General features: G+C 33.1%; 19 protein-coding genes. 10 read left to right on the top strand and 9 right to left on the bottom strand.

Annotation, left to right across the window (positions count from 1 at the left end):
* The first annotated feature begins 33 nt into the window (after positions 1 to 33).
* From AC5ZCW_RS20955 to AC5ZCW_RS20910, 10 genes are all read left to right on the top strand, one after another.
* On the top strand, positions 34 to 1,545 hold the full coding sequence (locus AC5ZCW_RS20955; protein ID WP_496121585.1) for a WG repeat-containing protein: 1,512 nt from the start codon (positions 34 to 36) through the stop codon (positions 1,543 to 1,545).
* A 109-nt stretch (positions 1,546 to 1,654) separates the two neighbouring features.
* A complete protein-coding gene (locus AC5ZCW_RS20950) occupies positions 1,655 to 2,926 on the top strand; it encodes a sterol desaturase family protein (protein ID WP_496121584.1) in 1,272 nt (423 codons plus the stop codon).
* 8 nt (positions 2,927 to 2,934) lie between these two features.
* Positions 2,935 to 3,621 (top strand): lysoplasmalogenase, encoded by a 687-nt coding sequence (locus AC5ZCW_RS20945; RefSeq protein ID WP_496121582.1) that lies wholly within the window; start codon positions 2,935 to 2,937, stop codon positions 3,619 to 3,621.
* Positions 3,622 to 3,640: 19 nt separating this feature from the next.
* Complete coding sequence (locus AC5ZCW_RS20940; RefSeq protein ID WP_177210046.1) at positions 3,641 to 4,087, top strand: 2-dehydro-3-deoxyphosphooctonate aldolase; 447 nt, start codon at positions 3,641 to 3,643, stop codon at positions 4,085 to 4,087.
* A 19-nt stretch (positions 4,088 to 4,106) separates the two neighbouring features.
* Positions 4,107 to 4,454, top strand: coding sequence for a hypothetical protein (locus tag AC5ZCW_RS20935; RefSeq protein WP_496121581.1), 348 nt, complete (start codon positions 4,107 to 4,109; stop codon positions 4,452 to 4,454).
* Positions 4,455 to 4,684: 230 nt separating this feature from the next.
* Complete coding sequence (kdsA, locus tag AC5ZCW_RS20930; protein WP_132990404.1) at positions 4,685 to 5,503, top strand: 3-deoxy-8-phosphooctulonate synthase; 819 nt, start codon at positions 4,685 to 4,687, stop codon at positions 5,501 to 5,503.
* Positions 5,504 to 5,525: 22 nt separating this feature from the next.
* The gene (locus AC5ZCW_RS20925) at positions 5,526 to 6,431 is read left to right on the top strand and encodes a hypothetical protein (RefSeq protein WP_496121579.1); all 906 of its coding nucleotides are present in this window, start codon (positions 5,526 to 5,528) and stop codon (positions 6,429 to 6,431) included.
* A 100-nt stretch (positions 6,432 to 6,531) separates the two neighbouring features.
* Positions 6,532 to 7,206: a YiiX family permuted papain-like enzyme gene (locus tag AC5ZCW_RS20920; protein ID WP_496121578.1), complete on the top strand. Its 675-nt coding sequence runs from the start codon at positions 6,532 to 6,534 to the stop codon at positions 7,204 to 7,206.
* Between the two features lie 89 nt (positions 7,207 to 7,295).
* Positions 7,296 to 7,748, top strand: a complete 453-nt coding sequence (locus AC5ZCW_RS20915; RefSeq protein WP_496121576.1) for a hypothetical protein — start codon at positions 7,296 to 7,298, stop codon at positions 7,746 to 7,748.
* A 6-nt stretch (positions 7,749 to 7,754) separates the two neighbouring features.
* Positions 7,755 to 8,057, top strand: a complete 303-nt coding sequence (locus AC5ZCW_RS20910; RefSeq protein ID WP_496121575.1) for a hypothetical protein — start codon at positions 7,755 to 7,757, stop codon at positions 8,055 to 8,057.
* Between the two features lie 78 nt (positions 8,058 to 8,135).
* Here the strand turns inward: AC5ZCW_RS20910 and AC5ZCW_RS20905 are convergent, their stop codons facing one another.
* The 9 genes from AC5ZCW_RS20905 to AC5ZCW_RS20865 all read right to left on the bottom strand — a co-directional run bounded on the left by AC5ZCW_RS20905 (position 8,136) and on the right by AC5ZCW_RS20865 (position 22,001).
* Positions 8,136 to 8,660, bottom strand: coding sequence for a hypothetical protein (locus AC5ZCW_RS20905; protein ID WP_496121574.1), 525 nt, complete (start codon positions 8,658 to 8,660; stop codon positions 8,136 to 8,138).
* 8 nt (positions 8,661 to 8,668) lie between these two features.
* Positions 8,669 to 10,060, bottom strand: coding sequence for a M20/M25/M40 family metallo-hydrolase (locus tag AC5ZCW_RS20900; protein WP_496121573.1), 1,392 nt, complete (start codon positions 10,058 to 10,060; stop codon positions 8,669 to 8,671).
* Positions 10,061 to 10,224: 164 nt separating this feature from the next.
* The gene (locus AC5ZCW_RS20895) at positions 10,225 to 12,141 is read right to left on the bottom strand and encodes a discoidin domain-containing protein (RefSeq protein ID WP_496121572.1); all 1,917 of its coding nucleotides are present in this window, start codon (positions 12,139 to 12,141) and stop codon (positions 10,225 to 10,227) included.
* 31 nt (positions 12,142 to 12,172) lie between these two features.
* Positions 12,173 to 12,946, bottom strand: coding sequence for a glycerophosphodiester phosphodiesterase family protein (locus AC5ZCW_RS20890; RefSeq protein WP_496121570.1), 774 nt, complete (start codon positions 12,944 to 12,946; stop codon positions 12,173 to 12,175).
* A gap of 93 nt (positions 12,947 to 13,039) precedes the next feature.
* Positions 13,040 to 15,340: a beta-glucosidase BglX gene (gene bglX / locus AC5ZCW_RS20885; protein ID WP_496121569.1), complete on the bottom strand. Its 2,301-nt coding sequence runs from the start codon at positions 15,338 to 15,340 to the stop codon at positions 13,040 to 13,042.
* A 10-nt stretch (positions 15,341 to 15,350) separates the two neighbouring features.
* Positions 15,351 to 16,064, bottom strand: a complete 714-nt coding sequence (locus AC5ZCW_RS20880) for a carboxylesterase family protein (RefSeq protein WP_496121568.1) — start codon at positions 16,062 to 16,064, stop codon at positions 15,351 to 15,353.
* 5 nt (positions 16,065 to 16,069) lie between these two features.
* Positions 16,070 to 17,449, bottom strand: a complete 1,380-nt coding sequence (locus AC5ZCW_RS20875) for a glucoamylase family protein (RefSeq protein WP_496121567.1) — start codon at positions 17,447 to 17,449, stop codon at positions 16,070 to 16,072.
* A gap of 75 nt (positions 17,450 to 17,524) precedes the next feature.
* Positions 17,525 to 18,988: a RagB/SusD family nutrient uptake outer membrane protein gene (locus tag AC5ZCW_RS20870; protein ID WP_496121566.1), complete on the bottom strand. Its 1,464-nt coding sequence runs from the start codon at positions 18,986 to 18,988 to the stop codon at positions 17,525 to 17,527.
* Between the two features lie 4 nt (positions 18,989 to 18,992).
* Complete coding sequence (locus tag AC5ZCW_RS20865) at positions 18,993 to 22,001, bottom strand: SusC/RagA family TonB-linked outer membrane protein (protein ID WP_496121565.1); 3,009 nt, start codon at positions 21,999 to 22,001, stop codon at positions 18,993 to 18,995.
* Positions 22,002 to 22,172: the final 171 nt, after the last annotated feature.

Genomic DNA, 22,172 nt, shown 5'->3' with positions numbered 1-22,172 from the left:
AGAATGCGTTTTTATTTTTATTAATTTAAAATTATGAGAAATATCTTTCTTTTAGTAATTCTATTATTGTCTTTTATCTCAAAAGGGCAAGCAAAATTTGAGGATCTTCGCAAGCAGTTGACGGAAAATAAGACTTACGAATATGTGTATGGTTTTGAAAATAATTATGCTGTATTTAGAACTTTTAACGAAAAAATGGGATTAATTGATTCTCTCGGAAATGTAGTTATAAAGCCCACATATCAATTCATCCATAATAGAAAAGATCTTAAAACTATATTTGAAGCTGGCAAAATAGTCAATAAAAAATTCAAAAGAGGATTTATTGATTTGCAGGGCAATATTAAAATTCCATTTGATTATGAAGATGTTTTCTACTTAGGAAATAATCTGGTAAGAGTTTCAAAAAACAACAAAAGCGGAGTTATTGACCTGAAAAATAAAATCATACTGCCGATTAAATATGATAATATAATGGGCAACAATGCTATTTTATTTGTCCAGAGTAATAGTAGCATTGATTTATTTAATGCTGAAGGAAAACAGATTACCAATTTTCAGGCTTTTGATATTGAATATTTCCAGCATAAAAGATCGATTGTAACGCTTCAAAACAAAAACACTTTAATAATTGATACTCTTGGAAACATCGTTTTAAATACTATTAAAGATCATAAGCTTGAAAGAATACTTGCTCAAGATGCTTTCCTTATTTTAAACAAATTAACCAAAAAGAAAGGCATTATAAATTCAAATGGAAAATACAATATTGACTGCAAATACGATGAAATTTATCCTTCTAATTCAATTTATATTGTAAAAAACAATGCAAAAAATGGTCTGGTCGATCAAAAAGATTCTGTTTTGAAACCTTTAGTTTACGATAACATTTATGTTGTTTATTCTAAAGATAGTATTTCATTCAAAGATCATTATTTTGCTTATAAAAATAATTTACAAGGCATTGTAAATCCATATCTGGAAAAAGAAATTATTCCAATTTCGTATCAGTATATTAATCCTTTTTCTAAATACTATATCACAACCAACTCTGAAAACAAAGAAGGTATGCTTTCTGCCAAAGGAGAAGTTATAATTCCGGAAGAGTATGATTTTTATAGTGCTTCTCAAAACAAAATTTTTGCTGCAAAAAAGTCTAAAAAATATCTTCTTACAATTGAAAACAATAATTACACTGAGACCGAAATTTTTGTAGATGAATTTGTAAAGGATAATTCTATTTTTAGAGGATTTGCAAAGAGCAACTATCAAGTTTTTAAAGACAAGAACAAATTTGGTGTTTACATCAATAACAATACAATAGCAATTCCGGCAGAATATGATGCGATTACAGAGATTTACGGAACGGGAGAATTTGTTGTAAAGAAAAACAATAAGTACGGAGTTGTCAGTTCTGATAATCAAATACTCTTAGATATAAAATACGATTCATTTCAAATCATAAAAGAATCGGTACGATTTAATATAAAGAACCCAAAAGCGGTAAAATTTCATCCTGTAAAATATCCTTTTGAGTCTCAATAATTTGCAATTCTATTTTGAATAAATAACACAATCATAACTGTTTAATTACAAATAATTCAAAATGCATTTGATTTTATTATATATTTGAACGAAATAGAATGCATTTTTTATGGAAGAATACGGAAAGATATTGATTATTGCAATGCCGGTTTTTTTAGCCTTGATTATCATTGAAAAAATTTACGGCATTTACAAAAAAAACGACACTGCACCATTAATAGACAGCGTTTCCAGCATCAGTTCTGGCATTACCAATTCGGTTAAAGATGTTTTAGGACTGAGCGTGACTTTTCTTTCTTACGAATGGCTAGTTTCTAAAATTGCATTACAGCATTTGGAAGCAAATGTTCTCTCCTATTGCATTGCCTTTTTTGTTATCGATTTTTACGGTTATTGGAGCCATCGTTTGGCACATCAGATTAATTTTCTATGGAACAAACATGCCATTCATCATAGCAGTGAAGAGTTTAATCTTGCTTGTGCATTGCGCCAGCCCATTGCTAGTTTGGTCAATTTATTTACTTTTTTATTGATTCCCGCAGCTTTGTTGGGCGTTCCTGCTTCTGTAATTGCAATTACGCTACCTATTCATTTATTTTTACAATTTTGGTATCACACCAAACATATTAAGAAAATGGGATTTGTTGAGTATATTTTGGTAACTCCTTCACATCATCGAGTGCATCATGCCATTAATCCAGAATATCTAGATAAAAATCATTCGCAGATTTTTATTTTTTGGGACAAGCTTTTTGGTACTTTTCAAGAAGAATTAGACGATGTACCTCCTGTTTTCGGAATCACAAGACCAGCCAATACTTGGAATCCTATAAAGATAAATTTTCAGCATTTGAGTTTATTAATAAAAGATGCTTGGCGCGCTCCAAAATGGAAAGACAAATTGACAATTTGGTTTAAACCAACAGGCTGGCGTCCGGAAAACTTTGAAGAAAAATATCCCGTAAACAAAATCGAGAATGTTTTTAATTTTGAAAAATATGGCACGCAGAATTCTCAAAAACTAATTTACTGGTCTGTTATTCAAATGCTGGTAACATTACTATTTGTAAGTTATCTGTTTGAAAATATTGCTAAAATTGGTCTTCCAAACATCTTCATCTATGGCTTTTTTATTTTTGTAACCATATATAGCTACACAGAGCTAATGGATAAAAATCGGTTTGCTATTTTATGGGAAGCTATCCGATTGGGAATTGTAATTTGTATCATTGGTTATTATGGAGATTGGTTTGGTTTAAATCGTACAATTCCAATTAGTAATTATATTATTTTTACTTACCTAATTTTATCTTTCTTGACAACACTTTATTTTGTTAATTTTGACTTTAAAACCAACCAAAACCAATATACCAATTCATAACCCCTATTATGAGAAACTCATTTTTTTTTAAAATTTATGTAGCATTTAGTATAGTTTATCTCATTATTCTGCTCTTTGGCTACGAACGTTTTGACCTTTTTCTTAAACCCATCCTAATACCAATTATTGGGTTCGGAGCTTACTTTTACAGGAAATTTCCAACTCAGAATATTTTATTGGCCGCACTTGCGCTTTCTTGGCTTGGAGATGTCATTTTGCTTTTTACTGATCTTGGTGAAATTTATTTTATTCTGGGGCTTGTATTTTTTTTAATGGCACACATTGTTTACTGTGTACTTTTTAATAAACAGAAAAGAATCAGAAAAAAACAAAACAAACCGCTTTTTATATTTGGAAGTGTCTTTATTGCATGCTACTTAATCGGAATGGTTTCTATTTTAATGCCTTATTTAGGAGAACTTGAAATTCCTGTTTCCATTTATGCTTCTGTGATTTCAATTATGCTTTTATTTGCTTTCAACGGATTTCTGGTATGGGAAAAACCAGGGAATAAACTTGTATTTTTAGGCGCCATTTTCTTTATTATTTCTGATAGTATTTTGGCAGTGAATAAATTTTATGCTCCCATTCCTAAAAGTTCCTTTTTTATTATGCTGACTTATCTTCTGGCACAATATCTGATTGTAGTTGGTACTTTAAGGCTAAATCCAAAAACAACAGAACAAGCAGTTTAATTATCCAACAATCTCGACCATGAAAAAAATAGCTTTTTTAATTGTTTTATTAATCAGTGTTTCTTCTTGCGTAAGCACAAAATCGACTTTAAAGAATGTCGACGATAACGCACCTGATTTGATTCTAAAAAAGGACAATACTTTTGCTATAACGCAATTTGCTAAAGATAAAAAGTACGGTTATGATCCTGATTATCCAATTAATATCTTTTTTCAAAACACAAATAATGAAGCTCTAAACGAAACCCGTTTCTTAAACGCCTTGGCTGGCCCAAATGGCGAAAAAATAACGTATTCCAGATTAGAAACGTGCTGCCCGTTCCCGACTAAAAGAAGTAATATGGGCGCTGGATTTTTGAACGTTTACGAGTTAAAATGGGAAGGACAAAAAAAACCGGTAAAACTGTATTTGAATATTTATGAAAAAGGGATTTTAATGGTTCCTCTAGGTTTGAGGCTGAAATAAACAGTCTCAAATTAAAATTATGCTTAATTTACTACCCTTGCTTCTCATTATTTTACCTGTCTTATCACAATTAATACTGGGAAGTTTTTCAATCTATAAACCGTCTTCTCTAAAATTCACTATTATTTCTTTGATAAATTTTATCCTTCAAATTGTACTTGCCTTTGTGGCTTTTAATATTGCGGATTATAATTTTTCTAAACAATACGAACAATATCCAAATCCTGTAAGATGCGGAATGCCTCTTGTCGGAATTGCTGTAGCTTGTTTCTTTTTTCTTTTTGTTCTCATTTTGATTATTGTCACTCAATTTTTGATTAAAAGATGGAAAGAAAATAAATCAAAAAGACATATTAGTCAAAACTAAAAAACAACATTGAACTGCAAAACTTCAGAACATGATAAATGTCATTCATCATGTTCTTTCCATACTTTAATATTGCCTCGGAAAAAGCATTTAATCATTTAGAAGAAGTTTTAGAAATTCGTTAATTCTAGTAAGCTCCTAGTCAGTTATTCGACTTCTTAAAATAATCTTAAATCTTCATCCGCTATTCATAAATCATAACTACCTTTGCATTGCAAAAAAATAATTTTATGAACTTACAACATATTCCACAAATTAAGCATACTGACAGCGGAAATTTCTTTTTATTAGCAGGACCTTGCGCTATTGAAGGAGAAGAAATGGCTCTTAGAATTGCTGAAAAATTAGTTGGTATTACCGACAATCTTCAGATTCCTTATGTATTTAAAGGATCTTTTAAAAAAGCAAACCGTTCTAGAATTGACAGTTTTTCTGGAATTGGTGACGAAAAAGCATTAAAAATCTTAAGAAAAGTTTCTGAAACTTTTCACGTTCCGACTGTAACAGATATTCACACTAATGAAGATGCTGATATGGCTGCACAATATGTAGACGTATTGCAAATTCCTGCTTTCTTAGTTCGTCAAACTGATCTTGTTGTAGCTGCTGCCAACACAGGAAAAACCGTAAACTTGAAAAAAGGACAATTTATGAGCCCAGAAAGCATGAAACATGCTGTTCAAAAAGTTTTAGACTGTAATAACGAGAATGTTATGGTTACAGATCGCGGTACTATGTTTGGCTACCAAGACATGATTGTAGATTTTAGAGGAATTCCTACTATGCAACAATATGCTTCCACAGTTCTAGACGTAACGCATTCACTTCAACAACCAAATCAAACTGCTGGGGTTACGGGCGGAAGACCTGACATGATCGAAACAGTAGCAAAAGCCGGTATTGCAGTTGGTGTTGATGGTATTTTTATCGAAACGCATTTTGATCCTGCTAACGCAAAAAGTGATGGTGCTAATATGCTTCATTTAGACTATTTTGAAGGTTTGATGAACAAATTAGTAGCTATTAGAAAAACAGTTAACTCATTTTAATTTTTTATAATACTTAAGTTCTTTGAAAACAAAAATTTTATTTTTCTTACTGGCTTGTGTTTCTTTAAACACATTTGCTCAGGAGGAAATACCAGTACAAAAATACGCTGCACACAACAAAGGAAAATTCTTTGTAATGTGGGGTGGTAATAGAGAAAGTTACTCAAAATCTGATGTTAACTTTAGAGGTAAGGATTACAACTTTACTGTTGAAAATATGGCAGCTCATGACAAACCAAAAGGATGGCATGTTGACTATGTTAATCCTGCAAATATGACTATTCCTCAAACGAATTTGAGACTTGGTTACTTTTTTAGTGATCATTATAGTGTTACAATTGGTGTTGACCACATGAAATATGTAATGGCTCAGAATCAAATTGCAAACGTTAACGGATACATCAATTTGCCTTCAGATGATCCTGCATCAATCTACAATGGTAATTATAACAATACTCCTGTCGATATGTCTCAGGGAGGAGCTAAAGAAGGTGGTTATGGCAATGGTGAAGTAAATGTAAACGGTCCAGCTTTTTTAATGTACGAACATACAGATGGCTTAAACTACATTAATACGGAAGTTGCCAGATTTGATGATATTTCTAAATGGTTTGGTTTGCCAAATATCGATAAAGTTCAGATTAACTTAACTGAAGGTATTGGCGCTGGGGTTTTATATCCAAAAACTAATACTACGCTTTTGGGTAAAGAACGTCACGATGATTTTCATGTTTCTGGTTATGGAGTTTCTGCAAAAGCAGGTCTTAACATTACTTTTTTCAAACATTTTTATGTTCAAGGAGAGTTAAAAGGAGGTTATATCAACATGCCGGATATTAAAACTACAACAAGCCCTGAAGATAAAGCATCTCAACACTTTACTTATTTTCAACGAATTATTGCTGTTGGAGGTATTTTCAGAATCTAATATTTCTCAAAATATATTTTAGAAAATAGCTGTCATTTTATTTGGCAGCTATTTTTTTTATCATTTACTTTGCAACTCAAAGTACTTTAAAATTTACTTTATGAAATTCAAAAAATACCTATTCCCGATCATTACTTTTATCATAAGCTTTGGCTGTGCCTTGTTTGTGGCTATAAAAGTTTTCCCAAACAATCCGTTTACTGGAACCAAAAAAGAAAAAATGGTGGCAAGCAAGTTTAAGGATGGTGATCTTATTTTTCAAACCTCAGAATCTAAACAATGCGAAGCCGTTCGAATTGCAACTAATTCGAAATTCTCACATTGCGGCATTATTTACGATATTAACGGAAATTGTTTTGTTTTTGAAGCCGTTCAGCCAGTAAAACTTACTCCACTTGAAGATTGGATTAAACACGGAAAAGACAGCAAATATGTCGTAAAAAGGTTAAAAGACGAAAATGCTTTAAGTCCGCAGATTTTGCAAAAAATGAAAGATTACAGCCAGCAATTTGACGGTAAAGAATATGATGCCTATTTTGAATGGACTGACAGCAGAATATATTGCTCTGAATTGATTTGGAAGATTTATAAAAACGCTGCAGGAATCGAATTGTCTAAACTTAGAGAGTTGAAAGATTTTAATTTGCAAGATCCAAGAGTTCAGAAAATACTAAAAGAGCGTTATGGCAATGATATTCCATTAGAAGAAAAAGTCGTTGCTCCTTCTGATATTGCCGAATCTAATATACTAAAAACAGTAGTAGACACTTACTAATATTTCAAAAAAGCTAGTCCTTTATTCATTCTAGCTTTTTTATTTGCTAATTAACTTTGAAATTCAAAGAACTTTTAAATCAATACCGTATGAGAGATTATTTGATTGAAAAACTGTATGAATGTTCTAAAAAACCGTATCAAAAATATTTTAAAAATAATGAACCTTGGAATATTGATAAAAATACTCTAATGGATTATCCCGAAGAAAGTTTAGGATTTGGCTTAGGAAGTTTTCTTTACAAAAACCATTTTGATATTCAGGAAAAACTCGAAGATCACGATATTATCCATGTTCTGACGAATACTGGCGTTTCGGTTTATGAAGAAATTGGCATGCAGTATTATTTGCTTGGGAATGGAAAGAAAAGTATGTATCTGTTTATGGTAATAGCAACTGGAACTATTTTTTACCCGAGGCGCATTAACTATTTTATTCATCAATTTAAAAGAGGAAGAAAAGCAAATTCATTTCATTATCTCGATTTTTCAAAAATGCTTTTTATGCCTGTTCAAACTATTCAGCAAACTTTTAAAATTTAAAAACATATGAAAACAATTCACAACCCTTTTGAAGAAAAACAATCTATTGAATTGGCTGTTGGCACATTTATAATCAGCACAATTCTGTTTATCCTTTATATCATTTCAAACGGAAATCCGATGGTTTTGGTTATCGCTTGGCCATTTGCGTTGGGCGCAATAATTGTAAATGCAATTATGTTTGTACATTTAACAGACCGGTTTATTCATCTTCCAGAACAGCGAAGAGATATAGGAACCAAAATTCTGATCTTACTTTCTAATATTCCTCTCACCTTTATATTTTATTTGATTGTAATGAAACTTTAATCCCAATCGATAATAATTATATAAAAAAAAACAGCAATCAATACCTGATTGCTGTTTTTTTTATAACAATATACTGTTTTATCTTATATCAAAATTCTCATACATGTATTGAAAAACGGGCATATAAGACAAGTACTCTTCACTTTTACTGCAAAAGGTAAGTATGTATAAATCTCGATCTTTAATAAAATAGTATTGCAAAATAGTACCGAAAACACCATTACTCATTAATTGCTTGTAAACAATTTCTTGACCATGTAAACCGTTTTTTACAACCTTTCGATTAGAAATAATTTCGCTGCTTACTCCGAATCTTTTATCAATTATCTTTTTTACTGTTTTTGCTTTAACTCCTGAATATCCAAGATCAGAAATCCACAAACTTACATTTTCAATAAAATTATCATTTGCCGAACTTTTTTCGCTTAAAAGCATGAACTTCTTTTGCAAAGAATCTGATTGTTGAAGATGCCAGTTATAAGGAAATAATACTGAATATTTTTTTTCGCTTATATATAATTTCCCAGAGGTGTCTTCAGATTTATGCTGTCCAAATACGAATGTTACAAATAAGATCGCGATAAAATTTAAAAACAGCTTCAAAATAAATCTTAATTTGCTTTTTTAGTCTCGATTCCGTTTTGGTCTAATAAATACATTAATGTAGTCATTGTTGCAGCTCCAAGCTCTAATTCTCTTTTATTGATTGCATCAAATTTATCATTTGCAGCGTGGTGATAATCAAAATAACGCTGAGAATCTGGTTTCAAACCTGCTTTAACAATAGCTTGTGAAGTCAAATGATTAATATCAGAACCTGCATGACCAATTGTAAAACTGTGCACCAAATAAGGCTCAAAAAGATCTTTGTAACCTTGAATCTTTTTTAAATTAACGTCATCTGCTTCAATTGAAAATCCTCTTGGAGAGAATCCTCCTGAATCGCTTTCTAAAGCAAAAATATGATTCTCTTTGTTTTGTTTTGAAACTTCTTCGTATTTAGCACCACCTTTTCCGCCGTTTTCTTCGTTCATAAACAATACAACACGAATGGTATTTTTAGGTTTATAATTTAAGTTTTTCAAAATACGGATTACTTCCATACTTTGCACTACTCCTGCTCCATCATCGTGAGAACCATCTGCTAAATCCCAAGAATCTAAATGCCCTCCAACAACCATAATGTTTTCTGGAGTCACCGTTCCTGTCAATTCACCAATTACATTATATGACAACGCATCTGGTAAAGTCTCACAAGATTGTTTGAAATAAAATTTTAAAGCAGGATTTGCTTTTAAAGATTTACTTAACAATTCAGCTCCATTTGTACTGATTGCCGCAGTTGGAATATATTGCGCCTTTGGCAAGTCACCATAACTTTGAGCTCCTGTATGAGGAAAATCGTCTAATCTTAAATTCATAGAACGAACAATTGTTCCTACTGCTCCTAATTTTGCAGCTTCTTTTGCTCCTGCATATCTTTGATCAACGCAAGCTCCGTAAGAAGTAAAAGTTTCAATATTTTCAGGATTCATTGGTCTGTTATAGAAAACAATTTTACCTCTTACTTTATCAGCTCCAAGCTCATTCAATTCTTTTATTCCCTGAACCTCAATTATTTCTGCTATAAGACCCGTTTTTGGAGTTGCTACTGAACCTCCTAATGCACAAATTGGTACAGTGGTTTTTACTTTTCCATCCAGAATATAAGCTGTTTCTTTTTCGCCACGAACCCAATGTGGCACCATAACTTCTTGCAAATATACTTTATCAAGCCCTAAACTTTCTAATTGGCTTTTAGTGTACTCAACGGCTTGTTCTGCTCCTTTAGATCCAGACAAACGAGCGCCAATATCATTTGACAAGTATTCTAGCCAAGTGTAGCATTTTGCTTCGGTTAAAGCTTTTTTGTAAAATAATTTAATGTTTTTCTCATCATTTGTCTGCGCAAAAGATGTCAATCCGTTTAAAACTAAAGCAGTTAAAAGAATCGTTTTTTTCATAGTTTTTATAGTAATTTGGAGTTTAGCATGCCAATGGCATATTCGCAAAGGAACAAAATTATTGACATTTCTAAAGTTTTTTCCTCAACCTTTTCACAAAAAAAACTCCAATTACAAATTCTTCAATTTGCAATCGGAGCTTTTACGTATTCTATAAATAAAGATTATTTTACTTCAATAATCTTATTTTTTGTTCCAATTCCGTTTTCATTAAAAGGCTCTATTGTGAAATAGTATTTTGTGCCTTTATCCAAACCTCTAAAATCGTATGTATTGTCACCGTAAACCATAATACTGTTATACAATTTATCAGGAGCAATTCCGTAATAAATATTGTAACCAATTGCATCTGTCTGTTTTTTCCATGAAATCATAGCATTTCTAGAATCTGCTTTATTTCTGTCTACCTTAAAAGAAGCTACAGGTTTTGGTTTTGCAGCCAATCCATTTCCAAAAACTCTTAAATCAGAAATGGCAAACAAGCCTGATGCATTGTGAATGTTCTCCATTTTAATGTAACGCGCTTTAATTGGTTTTGAAAGCTCTACATAATCATGTGGTGCATCTTTATCATTTTTAGATTTATCTACCACCAAAGTCCAATTCTGAGCATCATCAGACATGAATATTTTATATTGATAATAAATATCCATAGCTTTATTAAACTGCGTCGCTTTATGGTCTGCGTAGTTAATCTGCAAAGCATTAATTTCCATTGGTTTTCCTAAATCCATTTGAAGCCATTCCCCCGGATTATTAGTTTTTGCCGACCAATACGTTTGAATATTTTCATCTGTTAGATTTTCAGGCCCATAGCAGAATTTCTCATACACTTTTTTACCTCCATTATCCATTCTATGCGTTTCCACTTCCATACATTCCTCAGAAGAAGAAACAGTAACAGGCTTTTTATATGAAAGCAACATCCATCCAGATGAAGCGCCTTTTGTCTGATCACGCTCGCTTGTTGGCAATACAATTGGGAAATCTCCATAAGCGGTAATAGAATACATTACATCATCTTTATCAAATCCTGCTGGAAACATATCTATACGACGCTCGAAACGATCTTTAATAGAAATTTTGCATGTTCCAGTATTCCAGTAATTCCCATAATTATCAGCAAAGGTATTTCCGTGTCCAGCTCCAATTACAAATCCGCCCGGTTTATAAGACATCGGATTGTGTTTTTGATACGTAAACGGTCCTAACGGATTATCTCCCACATGAACTCCATTTGCATAACCTTTAAACTCGGTTGCAGGAGCTCCGTATTGCATATAATATTTTCCATTATGTTTCGTCATCCAAGCTCCTTCAATAAAATTTCCCCATGGCGCTGGTTCCATATCATTATTTGGGCCAAAACGCTCCCATCCGTGAGCCGAAGGATCTAAAATGGCAACTTCTTTAATTTGTCCGTAAGGTTTCTGAATATCCTCTACTTCTGTCGCTTTATACAAAGTTGCATAATCAGCCTGATTTCCCTTTGGAAGCCAAGTATTATAATCAACTTCAACTCCAACAAGCGGTAATTTTCCGCTTGAACCGTAGTACATGTATACTTTTTTATCATCATCTTGAAAAATCGCTGGATCCCAAGTTGGAAGCATTGCTTTATCTACATGACGTGACCATCTTCCTGATTTTGGATCAGCTGTTTTCCAAATAGGATGATCTCTTTTCCAAGTTGAACCCACATAAAATAATGTGTCATTTACAACCCAAGCTGCGGGAGCACACTGGTCATCGTCGCCTGGCTGTCTTTGGAAACTTCCATAAACAAAATTCCAGTCGGACATGTCTTTACTCCAAAAGAAACCTGCTTGATTGGTAGCAAACAAATAATATTCGCCTTTATAGGTAATAATTACAGGATCGGCGCTTGAACGGCGTGATTCTGGAATTCCATTGTGATTATGAGTCGTATAATTGTACCCAATATTGATCGGATTACAATAGGTTGTTGCGGGTCTGCTAGGGTCAAACCATTCTGTTTTACCAGAATTTTGTGCCAAAAGAGTACTTCCGAAAAGCATCGAAAACAAAATCGGCGTAAGTTGTTTATATATCTTTTTCATGGTTAGATTTCTTTAGTAAAGTTTTAGAAGATTAGTTTTTAACCTCTTTTCTTTCCTTTAAAAGTTCAGGTTCATTTGTGGTGATGTAATTGAATTTATGAGCAATAATCCAATCCATATCTTTTGCGTCATTGACAGTCCAAGCATTTAGAATAATCTTATTGTCTTTCGCTTCCTGAATCCATTCTGGATGCTTTTGAAAAACTGAATAATGATAATCTACACCATTGATTTTATCTGCTTTGACTTCTTTTGGAGATTTATTTCCTTCTAAATATTGTAAAGACGTTTTAGAATCTATTTCTCTAATTTTCTTTAGAATATCATAATCAAAACTGATGTAGCAGGTATTTTTATCGGCTTTTAATTTTTTAATGGTTTCGACTGCTGCTACACCCGTTTTTTGCCCTCTTTCTTTACTAATTTCTGAAGTTTTAATTTCGCACACCAAAAGTGTGTGCTTGTTATTTCGCATTCCTTCTGAAATATATTCGTGAAGCGTTGGAAGTTTTTCTCCGTTTGAAAGTTTAAATTTTATCAAATCTGCATAATTCGTTTCTTCAATAAGCAGTTTATTGTAATGTGCATCGTGATTGATTACAAGTGAATCATCTGCCGTTCTCCAAACATCAAATTCTGAACCTGGTAATTTTAAATCGATGGCATGTCTTAAAGATGCAATTGAGTTTTCGGGAAGATTGTTTTTTTTCCATGCACCGCGATGCGCGACAATTGCATTCTTTTGTGCATTACAAAATGAAAAAGCAATAAGGCATGATGCACTAAATATTTTTAATTTATTCATAATAATCGCAGTTAAAAAATTACAAAAAAAGGTTATTCATTTTAGAAAAAAAGCCCTCCAAACGAAGGGCTTTTCACTAATCAAATAAACCAACTATTTAGTTAACTCAAAACTAACTTTCTTATCGGCGTTTGAATTTCCTCCAACGAAAATATCAAACTGCCCTGGCTCTGCTACGAATTGTAAATCAGAGTTATAAAACTTTAAATCTTCAACAGTAATATCAAAACTTACTGTCTGTTTTTCACCTTTTTTAAGTGCTATTTTTTGGAAACCCTTCAATTCTCTAACTGGTCTTGTTACTGAACCAACTAAATCTCTAATGTATAATTGAACTGTTTCTTTACCGTCAAAATTTCCAGTGTTTGTAACATCAACAGTTACTTTCAATTTTCCGTTTGAATCCATCTTATCAGAAGAAATTTTCAAGTTTGAATAATCAAAATTGGTATAGCTTAAACCAAATCCGAATGGGAATAAAGGCTCATTTCTTTCGTCAATATAATTTGATCTGAATTTTTCAAATTTCCCTTCTGTGTTAGAAAGAGGTCTTCCTGTATTTTTGTGTGCGTAGTAAATTGGCAATTGTCCAACGCTTCTTGGGAAAGTTGAAGTCAATTTTCCTGAAGGATTAACATCTCCAAATAAAACATCAGCAATAGCGTAACCAGCTTCTGTACCTGCGAACCAAACATTCAAAATTGCAGGAACTGTTTTTTCTTCGTCTGTAATTACTAACGGACGCCCGTCAAATAAAACTAAAACAACTGGTTTTCCTGTTTTTAATAAAGCGTTTAATAAATCTTTTTGAGCTTGTGGAATTTCTAAATTTGTACGGCTGCTAGATTCTCCGCTCATTTCTGCAGATTCTCCTAAAGCTGCCACAATTACATCTGATTGCTCTGCTACTTTTAAAGCTTCTGCTAATAATTCTTCTTTTGTACGAGCATCACGGTGTAACGTTTTACCGAACATTGTCGCATTAGTTTCAAAAGTTTCATCGTAATCTAAATTACTTCCTTTAGCGTATAAAACTTTAGTTCCTGTTCCAGCTACTTCTTTAATACCTCTCAATAATGAAACAGCATTTTCCATTTTTGTAGCCACACTCCAAGTTCCTGGCATGTTTTCTTTAGCATCTGCCAATGGTCCGATTAAACCAATTGTTCCAGATTTTTTAAGAGGCAACAACTGATTTTGGTTTTTTAATAAAACTAAAGATTGAGCTGCAATATCACGTGCTTCTTTTCTGCTATCTGTTGTAAAGATTTCAGTTTTTGCTCTCTTCTCGTCGCAATATTTATATGGATCTTGGAATAATCCTAAATCATATTTCGCTTCTAAAATAAGTTTTACAGCATTATCGATTGTTTCGATTTTTACTTTTCCTTCATCTAAAGATTTTTTCAAAGTTCCTAAGAAACCTTCTCCAACCATATCCATTTCAACTCCAGCGTTTAATGCTAAAGCTGAAACTTGCTGTAAATCGCCCATTCCGTGAGGAATCATTTCAGGAATTCCTGTAAAATCTGTTACTACAAAACCTTTGAAACCCCATTGTTTTCTTAAAACATCTGTCATTAACCATTTGTTTCCTGTTGCTGGAATTCCGTCAACTTCGTTGAAAGAAGCCATAACCGAACCTACACCTGCATCAACTGCAGCTTTGTAAGGAGGAAAATAGTCATTAAACATTCTAATATGGCTCATATCAACAGTGTTGTAATCACGTCCACCTTCTGGAGCACCATATAATGCGAAGTGTTTAACACATGCTAAGATTGAGTTATTTTTAGTAAGATCGTGTTGTTGGTAACCGTTAACCATTGCTTTTGCAATTTGGCTTCCTAAATATGGATCTTCTCCTGAACCTTCAGAAACTCTTCCCCATCTTGGGTCACGAGAAATGTCAACCATTGGAGAGAATGTCCAGTTGATACCGTCTGCACTTGCTTCTTTTGCAGCGATTTGAGCACTTCTTTCAATTAAACCCATATCCCAAGTACAAGATAATCCTAACGGAATTGGGAATGTTGTTTCGTAACCGTGAATAACGTCCATACCAAAAAGCAACGGAATTTTTAAACGGCTTTTTTCAACCGCAATTTTCTGTACTTCTTTAATTTTTTGAACTGATTTAATATTGAACAAACCGCCCACTTTTCCTTCAGCAATATTTTTTGCCACATTTGAGCTGTTTGCCTGCCCAGTGGTAATATCACCAGATGTTGGCAAGTTTAACTGACCCAATTTCTCGTCTAAAGTCATTTTTGACATTAATTCCGCCACAAATTCAGACTTTGGTTTAATTTTCACTGTATTTTTAGCTGGCTTTTTTTGAGCATAACCCAAAATAGCGCATCCTAAAAAAAGTAAGACTAATTTGTTTTTCATTCTATTCTATTTATTTGTTTGTATTCGTTTTTCTTTGCTGCAACATCCAGTCGTAGATTTCTTGATTATCATATACTTTTGTCCAGCTGTCATGACCTGCATCATCAAAAATGGTTAGCTTCACATCTTTAGCATTACATTTTTTTAATTCTTTGTAAATCGTGATTGCATAATTCACATTTACCACATCATCGAGTAATCCATGAAAAATCCTGGTTGGAATATTGGCAATTTCACATGCTTTTTCTAACTGAATCAAATCTACAAAGCCAGCGACAGGTACATTTGCGGCAAATAGATCTGGATGTGCAAAAGCCAAATTCCAAGAAGCCCAACCTCCTGAGCTCAAACCAGTAACATATATTCTTTCTGAATCAATTTTATTCTCTTTCTGAATTTTTAGAATCAGCTGATAAATTGATTCTATATCCCAGTTTTCATCTTCTTTACATTGTGGAGCAAGAACGTAAGCATCTACTTGATGTGTCTTTAAATATTTTAAAGGTCCATTAATTTTTACTTTCTCAAGATCAGTTCCTTTTTCTCCATCTCCAGAAATAAAAACTATCAAAGGTTTTTTCTCTTTTGTATTTGCCGGTTTATGCAAAACATAGCCAAGTTCATACTTTGCCATTACGACTGTATTTATTTTTCCGGTTGTCTCACTCTGGCTAAAGCCTAAAAGTGAAATCAAAAAAGATAAAAAAGCTAATTTGTATTTCATGTCAATTATTGAATCCCGTATTTTCCAGATTTAAATCCAAGTTTTGTTAAACCTTGTTTTACTTCTGGCGCGTTCATAAACAATTTCCATATCAATCCTGTTCTGTAATTTTCGATCATTACAACTTCAGGACCTTGATCTATTGCTAAATAACGTTTTGCAACCCATTTATTTCCTAAACTCAAAGCATCATAAAAACCTGCATCTCCCCAAGCTTCTTCTTTATGATTTTCGTATAAATTTCTAATTACGGCCATAGATTCTTTTGGCGTGTAAACAATTGAGCTAATTGCTGCTGTTGGAGAAATCACACCTTGATCATTACTTGGCATATGTGCATTGTATCCAATCGATCCATCGGGGTTTCTAGAATAAGAAGCAGTTAAACCCCAATATTCAGGACCATAACCTGCATTTTTATTTGGATTTTGAACACAATACTCATAATTGATTTTAGTCTGATTTACATTTAAATCCCAGTAGTTTGCATATTTATCTGTTAACTGATTTGGATCTAAACCTACATAAGAATAATGAGCCCAAAATAATGGACCGCCAAATTCTTCTGCCCCATTGTGCTTTAAAATAAGTGGAATATTATATTTTGTTTTTGAAGAAACTATGCCGCCGCTTCTCGCCCAACCTTCATGATATGCTTTCACATCAATTGTATGTGTTGGCGAAGACGCTGCCATTACGTACGTAATAAGACATTCATTATATCCTTGCAAAGGAAAATTCATTTGCCACGCGTAGTTTGGCGACCAGTGCCAATACAATACATTTTTATTATTTGTGTACCATTGCCATTCAACACCTTTCCAAAGTGCATCAAATTTTTGAGCTACTGCTTTTTCTTTTTCAGAACCATCTTTAAGATATTCACGAACCGTAATCATTCCTGCAACCAAAAATGAGGTTTCGACTAAATCTCCACCATTATCCTTGGTTCCAAAAGGCTTTACTTTTCCTGTATTTCCGTCCATCCAATGTGGCCATGCTCCGTGAAAACGATCAGCTTTGCCTAAAAAATCTGCAATTTTGTTAAGACGTTCTACACCTTGTTCTTTAGTAATATATCCTTGAGACATTCCTGAAACAAGAGCCATTAATCCGAAACCTGAGCCACCTGTTGTTACAATATTTGAATCGTTTTCAGGATAAACTCCGTCTGGATGATAACGTTCTCTAGCTAATCCAGAATTTGGTTCTGCATAATCCCAGAAATATTTAAATGTTTGTTTTTGAACAGCATCTAAAAGCTGCTCATCTGTTAATGCAGTAACGCCAGAAGTATTTTCCTGTACATTTTCTTTTGACTTATCTTCCTTTGATCCACAACTAAAAAAAGCAAAAGCTAAAAATAAAACTGAAATTCTAACCATTATAAAAATTTAAGATTTTTGATAAATAATCACTTCCCTCAGGAAATCTGAAGGAAGTGATTTTTAAGATTTTGATTAATAACCACCAGGGTTTTGTTCAGAAAGCCCATTTGCTTCTCTCAAGAATGAAGTTGGTATAGGCCATAACTCATGTTTTCCAACAATAAAAGTTTTTCCATCTGCAGCCATAGCCGCTTCTGCTTGCCCAGTTCTAACAATATCAAACCATCTGTCGTGCTCAAAAGCAAATTCTAATCTTCTTTCTTTATAAATTGCTTTTCTAATATCTGCCTGTGAAGTATAAGGAGTATCTCCTAAACCAGCTCTTTTACGAATCTGATTTACCAAAGGAATAGCTGCTGATGTTTCTCCTAATTCATTTAATGCCTCAGCTTTCATTAAAATTACTTCAGCATATCTTAAATATCTAAGATTAGTGTCTGTAAATTCTTGATTATAGAAAGATGATGAATATGCCTTATAATTGTATCTTGGATTAGCTACAGTTGATGCCACTATTCTTCCGTCATATAAAACTGAACCTCTAAAAATAATTGTAGCATCTTTTCTAACGTCTCCAGCTTCATAAGCATCTGCTAAACCTTTAGTTGGTGTATTGAATCCCCAACCCCAACCTCCAGCACCACGAGGCGCTTGAGAAACAGTATAATTTCCAATTCCAAATCCAGGGCTAGAAGTAGAACCTACTCCATTAATTTCAAAAATAGATTCTGAACCAAATTCTCCTTCTTTTTTAAATTGTAATGCATAATCGGTAACTAAAGAGTAACCTGTTACTTTATCACAATTGTCAATTACTTTTTGCCAATTTTTTTGATATAGGTTTACTTTTGCTAATAAAGCATACGCCGCTCCTTTAGAAGCCCTAACAACATCTGCTCCAGTGTAGGCAGATTTTAAAGGCAAAGCTTCAATAGCATCATTTAAATCTTGTTCTATAAAAGCATAAACCTCTGCTACTGATTTACGTGTCAATTGCATTTTTCTATCTTCCTCAGAAATTGGAACTGTAGCTAAATGATCAACAATAGGAACTCCTCCGTATCCTTTAACTAAAGTAAAATACATAAAAGCTCTCATGAATTTTGTTTCCCCAACTAATCTTGCTTTCAAATCTGGTGATGCCTGATCTAATTTAGGAAACATTGCTAATGCTTGATTACATCTATTAATTCCAGCATAATTTGCATTCCAAGTAGATTCAAATGATGGAGTTGAAGCATTATATGTCAATGCGTCTACAATATCTTTATCTCCCCCTGTATCTCCAGGATCTGATCCTTTATCAGCATCATCTGAGATTATACTTGAAACCGCATTCCATCCAAAAGAAGACATTTCCCAACCTAAAAACTGATTATAGATTGCTGTTACAAAACTTTTAGCTCCTTCATCACTATTGACCAAAGCTGGATCAGCAGGAATAGCCTCACTTGGCTCTACATCTAAAAAATCATTTGAACAACCAGATAATAATAATCCAGAAAGTACAAACATTGATATATATATTCTTTTCATAATTTTAAAATTTTAAATTAACACCAACAACAAATGATCTCAATGATGGATAAGCATCTAATTCAACCCCTTGAGTGCCTTCAACTAACTTACCATCAGACACAACGTCTGGTGAGAACCCAGAGAATTTTTGTGTGATAAATGGATTCATTGCGTTTACATAAAGACGGCAATAGCTTAAAAACTGATCTTCTTTAAGTGGAAGTTTATATCCTAACGTAATATTATTAATTCTAAAGAAGTCCGCAGATTCTAAATAATATGTTGAAGCATAAGGAACTAAATTAGAAGGTGCTGGAATTGAAGATGTAGTGTTTGTAGGCGTCCAAAAGCCATTAGCCATAGAAGCTTCTACATTTTCTCCTCCAAATCTTTGTGCTTTTTTTCCATTGTATACTTTTGCTCCGCCAGTTCCGTAACCGTCAACAGAAAAATCAATGTTTTTGTAATTTACTCCTAAAGTAACACCGTAGTTAGAAGTCGGTAAAAGAGAACCAACGTATTTTTTATCTTTAAGTTCATCTAAACCTGATTGAGCAACTTTAGAACCATCTGCTTTGTAGTATAACATTTGCCCATTTGTTGGGTCAACTCCCGCATATTCATACATAAAGAAACTACCCAATGGCTGACCTACAGAAGTGTTATCTAAAATTTTGGTGTTTTGACCGTTTCCTAAACTTCCTCCAATAATTGGATTTAACTGAACATTTTTAAGGCTTGTAAGTTCATTTTTATTATGAGAAAAATTCCCTCCAATCCAATAACTTAAATTATCGTTTATTTTATCATCCCAACGTAAAGAGATCTCGTATCCTTTATTTGACACTTCTCCAACATGCGCTGGCGTAGCTAGCGTAATTCCAGAAGTTGAATAAGGCTTAACATTCAAAATTGTATTGTTTGTGTTTTTATCATACAAATCAAATGACCCTTTTAATCTGCTATTAAGCAATTCAAAATCAAAACCTCCTGAAAGTTCTTCAACAATCTCCCAAGATAAATTAGGATCTACTTGAGAATTAATTGTAGTACCAGAACCTAAACCAGAATAATCTAGTCCAGAAGTTAATAATTGTGTATTAAGAGGTACATTTTGATTCCCTAATCTACCCCAAGAACCTCTAATTTTTAATAAATTAATTGGTTCTACATTGCTTAAGAAGCTTTCTTTAGAAATGATCCACCCTAAACCAACTGATGGAAAAGTTCCCCAACGTTTGTCTTCAGCAAACTGAGATGAACCGTCACGTCTTACAGTACCTGTAACCAAATATCTGTCCATCAATTTATATTGAAAACGAGCGAAATAAGATGCTAATCTTCTTTGATTAAGTGCTTCATCTTTATAACCTGTAACATTACCTGCAACGTTAACATCTTTTAAAGACCAATAATTTGAATTTGCATTTACATTCTTTCTATCAATCGTTAACTTTTCTCTAGTTCCTTGTACATTTGCTTCAATACCTGCAGTAACTTCAACATCATGAATTTCAGCAAAAACTTTGTTATACGTTAAATAGTTAGACAAGTTCCAGTTAAAATATTCGTCTCTACCTCGTGTTAAAGTGTTTTTATTCAAATCTGAAGGATAACCAGAAGCTATACGAGTAGGGTCTGCAGAAAGCCAAAGTGCTAAATTGTCTACATAATTATATTGCTTGTAAGTATAATATTCCCCATTAAATTGTGATGTGAATTTCAAAGATTTAAAAATATCCCAATCTAATTTTAATCCCCCTTGTAAAGTTACCGATTGCTGCTGCTCATTTGTATAATCTAATTGAGCCACTGGATTTGCAACATTATTAAATGATGATCCTGTTTCTGCTACAACTCCATTAGAAATAAATGGAACTCCATATTTTCCATCAGCATAACGAACAGGAACTAAAGGAGATTGTCTGTAAGCATTAGTAAAAGCGCTCAAAGGCATTGGTGTATTTTTAATGCTACTTACACTGAAATTTTGGCTAATTTTAACTTTCTCAGAAAGTTTAAATTCGTTGTTATTTCTAAAAGTTGTACGTCCATAATCAGATCCGTTCAAAATTCCTTTTTCTTCATAATTTCCAGCACTAAAAAAGTATTTTACATTGTCTGAAGATCCTGAAATTGCAATGTTATTTTGAGTATAAGATCCTGTTCTTGTGATCGCATCTAGCCAATCTGTGTTATATGGCTGATTTGCAGAAAATCTTCCTTGAGGAAAATCATTGCTATAAGCAGCATTACTGTAACGAACATACTCCTCAGCATTTGCCATTTTTACAGTTTTTAGTGGAGTTCTAATTCCTGCAAAACTTTCTACATCAACAGTAAGCTTACCTTTTCCTGCTTTGGTTGTAATCATAATTACACCATTTGCACCTCTTGTACCATAAATCGCTAATGAAGAAGCATCTTTTAATACTTCATAAGATGTAATATCATTAGTATTAATGTTATTAATATTGTCAGTAGGCATACCGTCTACAACATAAAGAGGATTTCTTCCTCCTAATGCAGTACCAGCTCCCCTGATCACAACTGATGGAGTACTTCCTGGCGCATCTGAGGTAGATACCTGAACTCCAGCAGCTTTTCCTTGAATAGCCTGAGAGGCATTCATTACTTTCATTTTGGTAATCTCTTCGGACTTAATTGAGCTAACCGCCGAAGTATTATCAATTTTCTTTCTTGTACCGTATCCAATTACAACTACTTCTTTTAAAGCAGTATCACCTGCTTCTTTTAAGGTTATTGTCATTGGTGCGGCTGTAGCCGGTACAGAAACCGAATCAAAACCTAACATAGAGATTTTTAAAATATCCCCAGGTTTTGCATTAATTGTAAAGTTTCCGTCGAAATCTGCATCTGCAGTTGCTCTAGCATCAGCTGAAGCGATAATTGCTCCTGGAATTCCCATTCCATTACTGTCTACTACTTTTCCTTTAATTGCTTGAGCTTGCCCCATCATATAGGTAGGCAGCAGCAAGAGCGCTAAAAAGCTAAAAATAAAATTTTTCATACAGTACGTAATCGTTTAAGTTAGTAGAGCCAAATTAAGCAATTACAACGTTGTAGTACATCAATTACCACTACAACATAGCTACATCAATGTGTTAAAATTTTATATTATCACTATGATTATCAATACCATAAATGTTAACAAAATTGGTTTAACATAACATTATGATGT

This window comes from Flavobacterium sp. PLA-DH12, from assembly GCF_059511845.1.
Note: the sequence above shows the minus strand (reverse complement) of the source record. Positions and strands in the feature narration are given on the sequence as shown.

Excerpts from the sequence above, each read along its gene's own strand:
- kdsA (WP_132990404.1), top strand. The coding sequence starts at position 4,685 with ATGAACTTACAACATATTCCACAAATTAAGCATACTGACAGCGGAAAT.
- AC5ZCW_RS20895 (WP_496121572.1), bottom strand. The coding sequence starts at position 12,141 with ATGAAAAAGATATATAAACAACTTACGCCGATTTTGTTTTCGATGCTT.
- AC5ZCW_RS20920 (WP_496121578.1), top strand. The coding sequence starts at position 6,532 with ATGAAATTCAAAAAATACCTATTCCCGATCATTACTTTTATCATAAGC.
- AC5ZCW_RS20955 (WP_496121585.1), top strand. The coding sequence starts at position 34 with ATGAGAAATATCTTTCTTTTAGTAATTCTATTATTGTCTTTTATCTCA.
- bglX (WP_496121569.1), bottom strand. The coding sequence starts at position 15,340 with ATGAAAAACAAATTAGTCTTACTTTTTTTAGGATGCGCTATTTTGGGT.
- AC5ZCW_RS20945 (WP_496121582.1), top strand. The coding sequence starts at position 2,935 with ATGAGAAACTCATTTTTTTTTAAAATTTATGTAGCATTTAGTATAGTT.
- AC5ZCW_RS20870 (WP_496121566.1), bottom strand. The coding sequence starts at position 18,988 with ATGAAAAGAATATATATATCAATGTTTGTACTTTCTGGATTATTATTA.
- AC5ZCW_RS20890 (WP_496121570.1), bottom strand. The coding sequence starts at position 12,946 with ATGAATAAATTAAAAATATTTAGTGCATCATGCCTTATTGCTTTTTCA.
- AC5ZCW_RS20865 (WP_496121565.1), bottom strand. The coding sequence starts at position 22,001 with ATGAAAAATTTTATTTTTAGCTTTTTAGCGCTCTTGCTGCTGCCTACC.
- AC5ZCW_RS20940 (WP_177210046.1), top strand. The coding sequence starts at position 3,641 with ATGAAAAAAATAGCTTTTTTAATTGTTTTATTAATCAGTGTTTCTTCT.
- AC5ZCW_RS20875 (WP_496121567.1), bottom strand. The coding sequence starts at position 17,449 with ATGGTTAGAATTTCAGTTTTATTTTTAGCTTTTGCTTTTTTTAGTTGT.
- AC5ZCW_RS20915 (WP_496121576.1), top strand. The coding sequence starts at position 7,296 with ATGAGAGATTATTTGATTGAAAAACTGTATGAATGTTCTAAAAAACCG.
- AC5ZCW_RS20935 (WP_496121581.1), top strand. The coding sequence starts at position 4,107 with ATGCTTAATTTACTACCCTTGCTTCTCATTATTTTACCTGTCTTATCA.
- AC5ZCW_RS20900 (WP_496121573.1), bottom strand. The coding sequence starts at position 10,060 with ATGAAAAAAACGATTCTTTTAACTGCTTTAGTTTTAAACGGATTGACA.
- AC5ZCW_RS20880 (WP_496121568.1), bottom strand. The coding sequence starts at position 16,064 with ATGAAATACAAATTAGCTTTTTTATCTTTTTTGATTTCACTTTTAGGC.
- AC5ZCW_RS20950 (WP_496121584.1), top strand. The coding sequence starts at position 1,655 with ATGGAAGAATACGGAAAGATATTGATTATTGCAATGCCGGTTTTTTTA.
- AC5ZCW_RS20910 (WP_496121575.1), top strand. The coding sequence starts at position 7,755 with ATGAAAACAATTCACAACCCTTTTGAAGAAAAACAATCTATTGAATTG.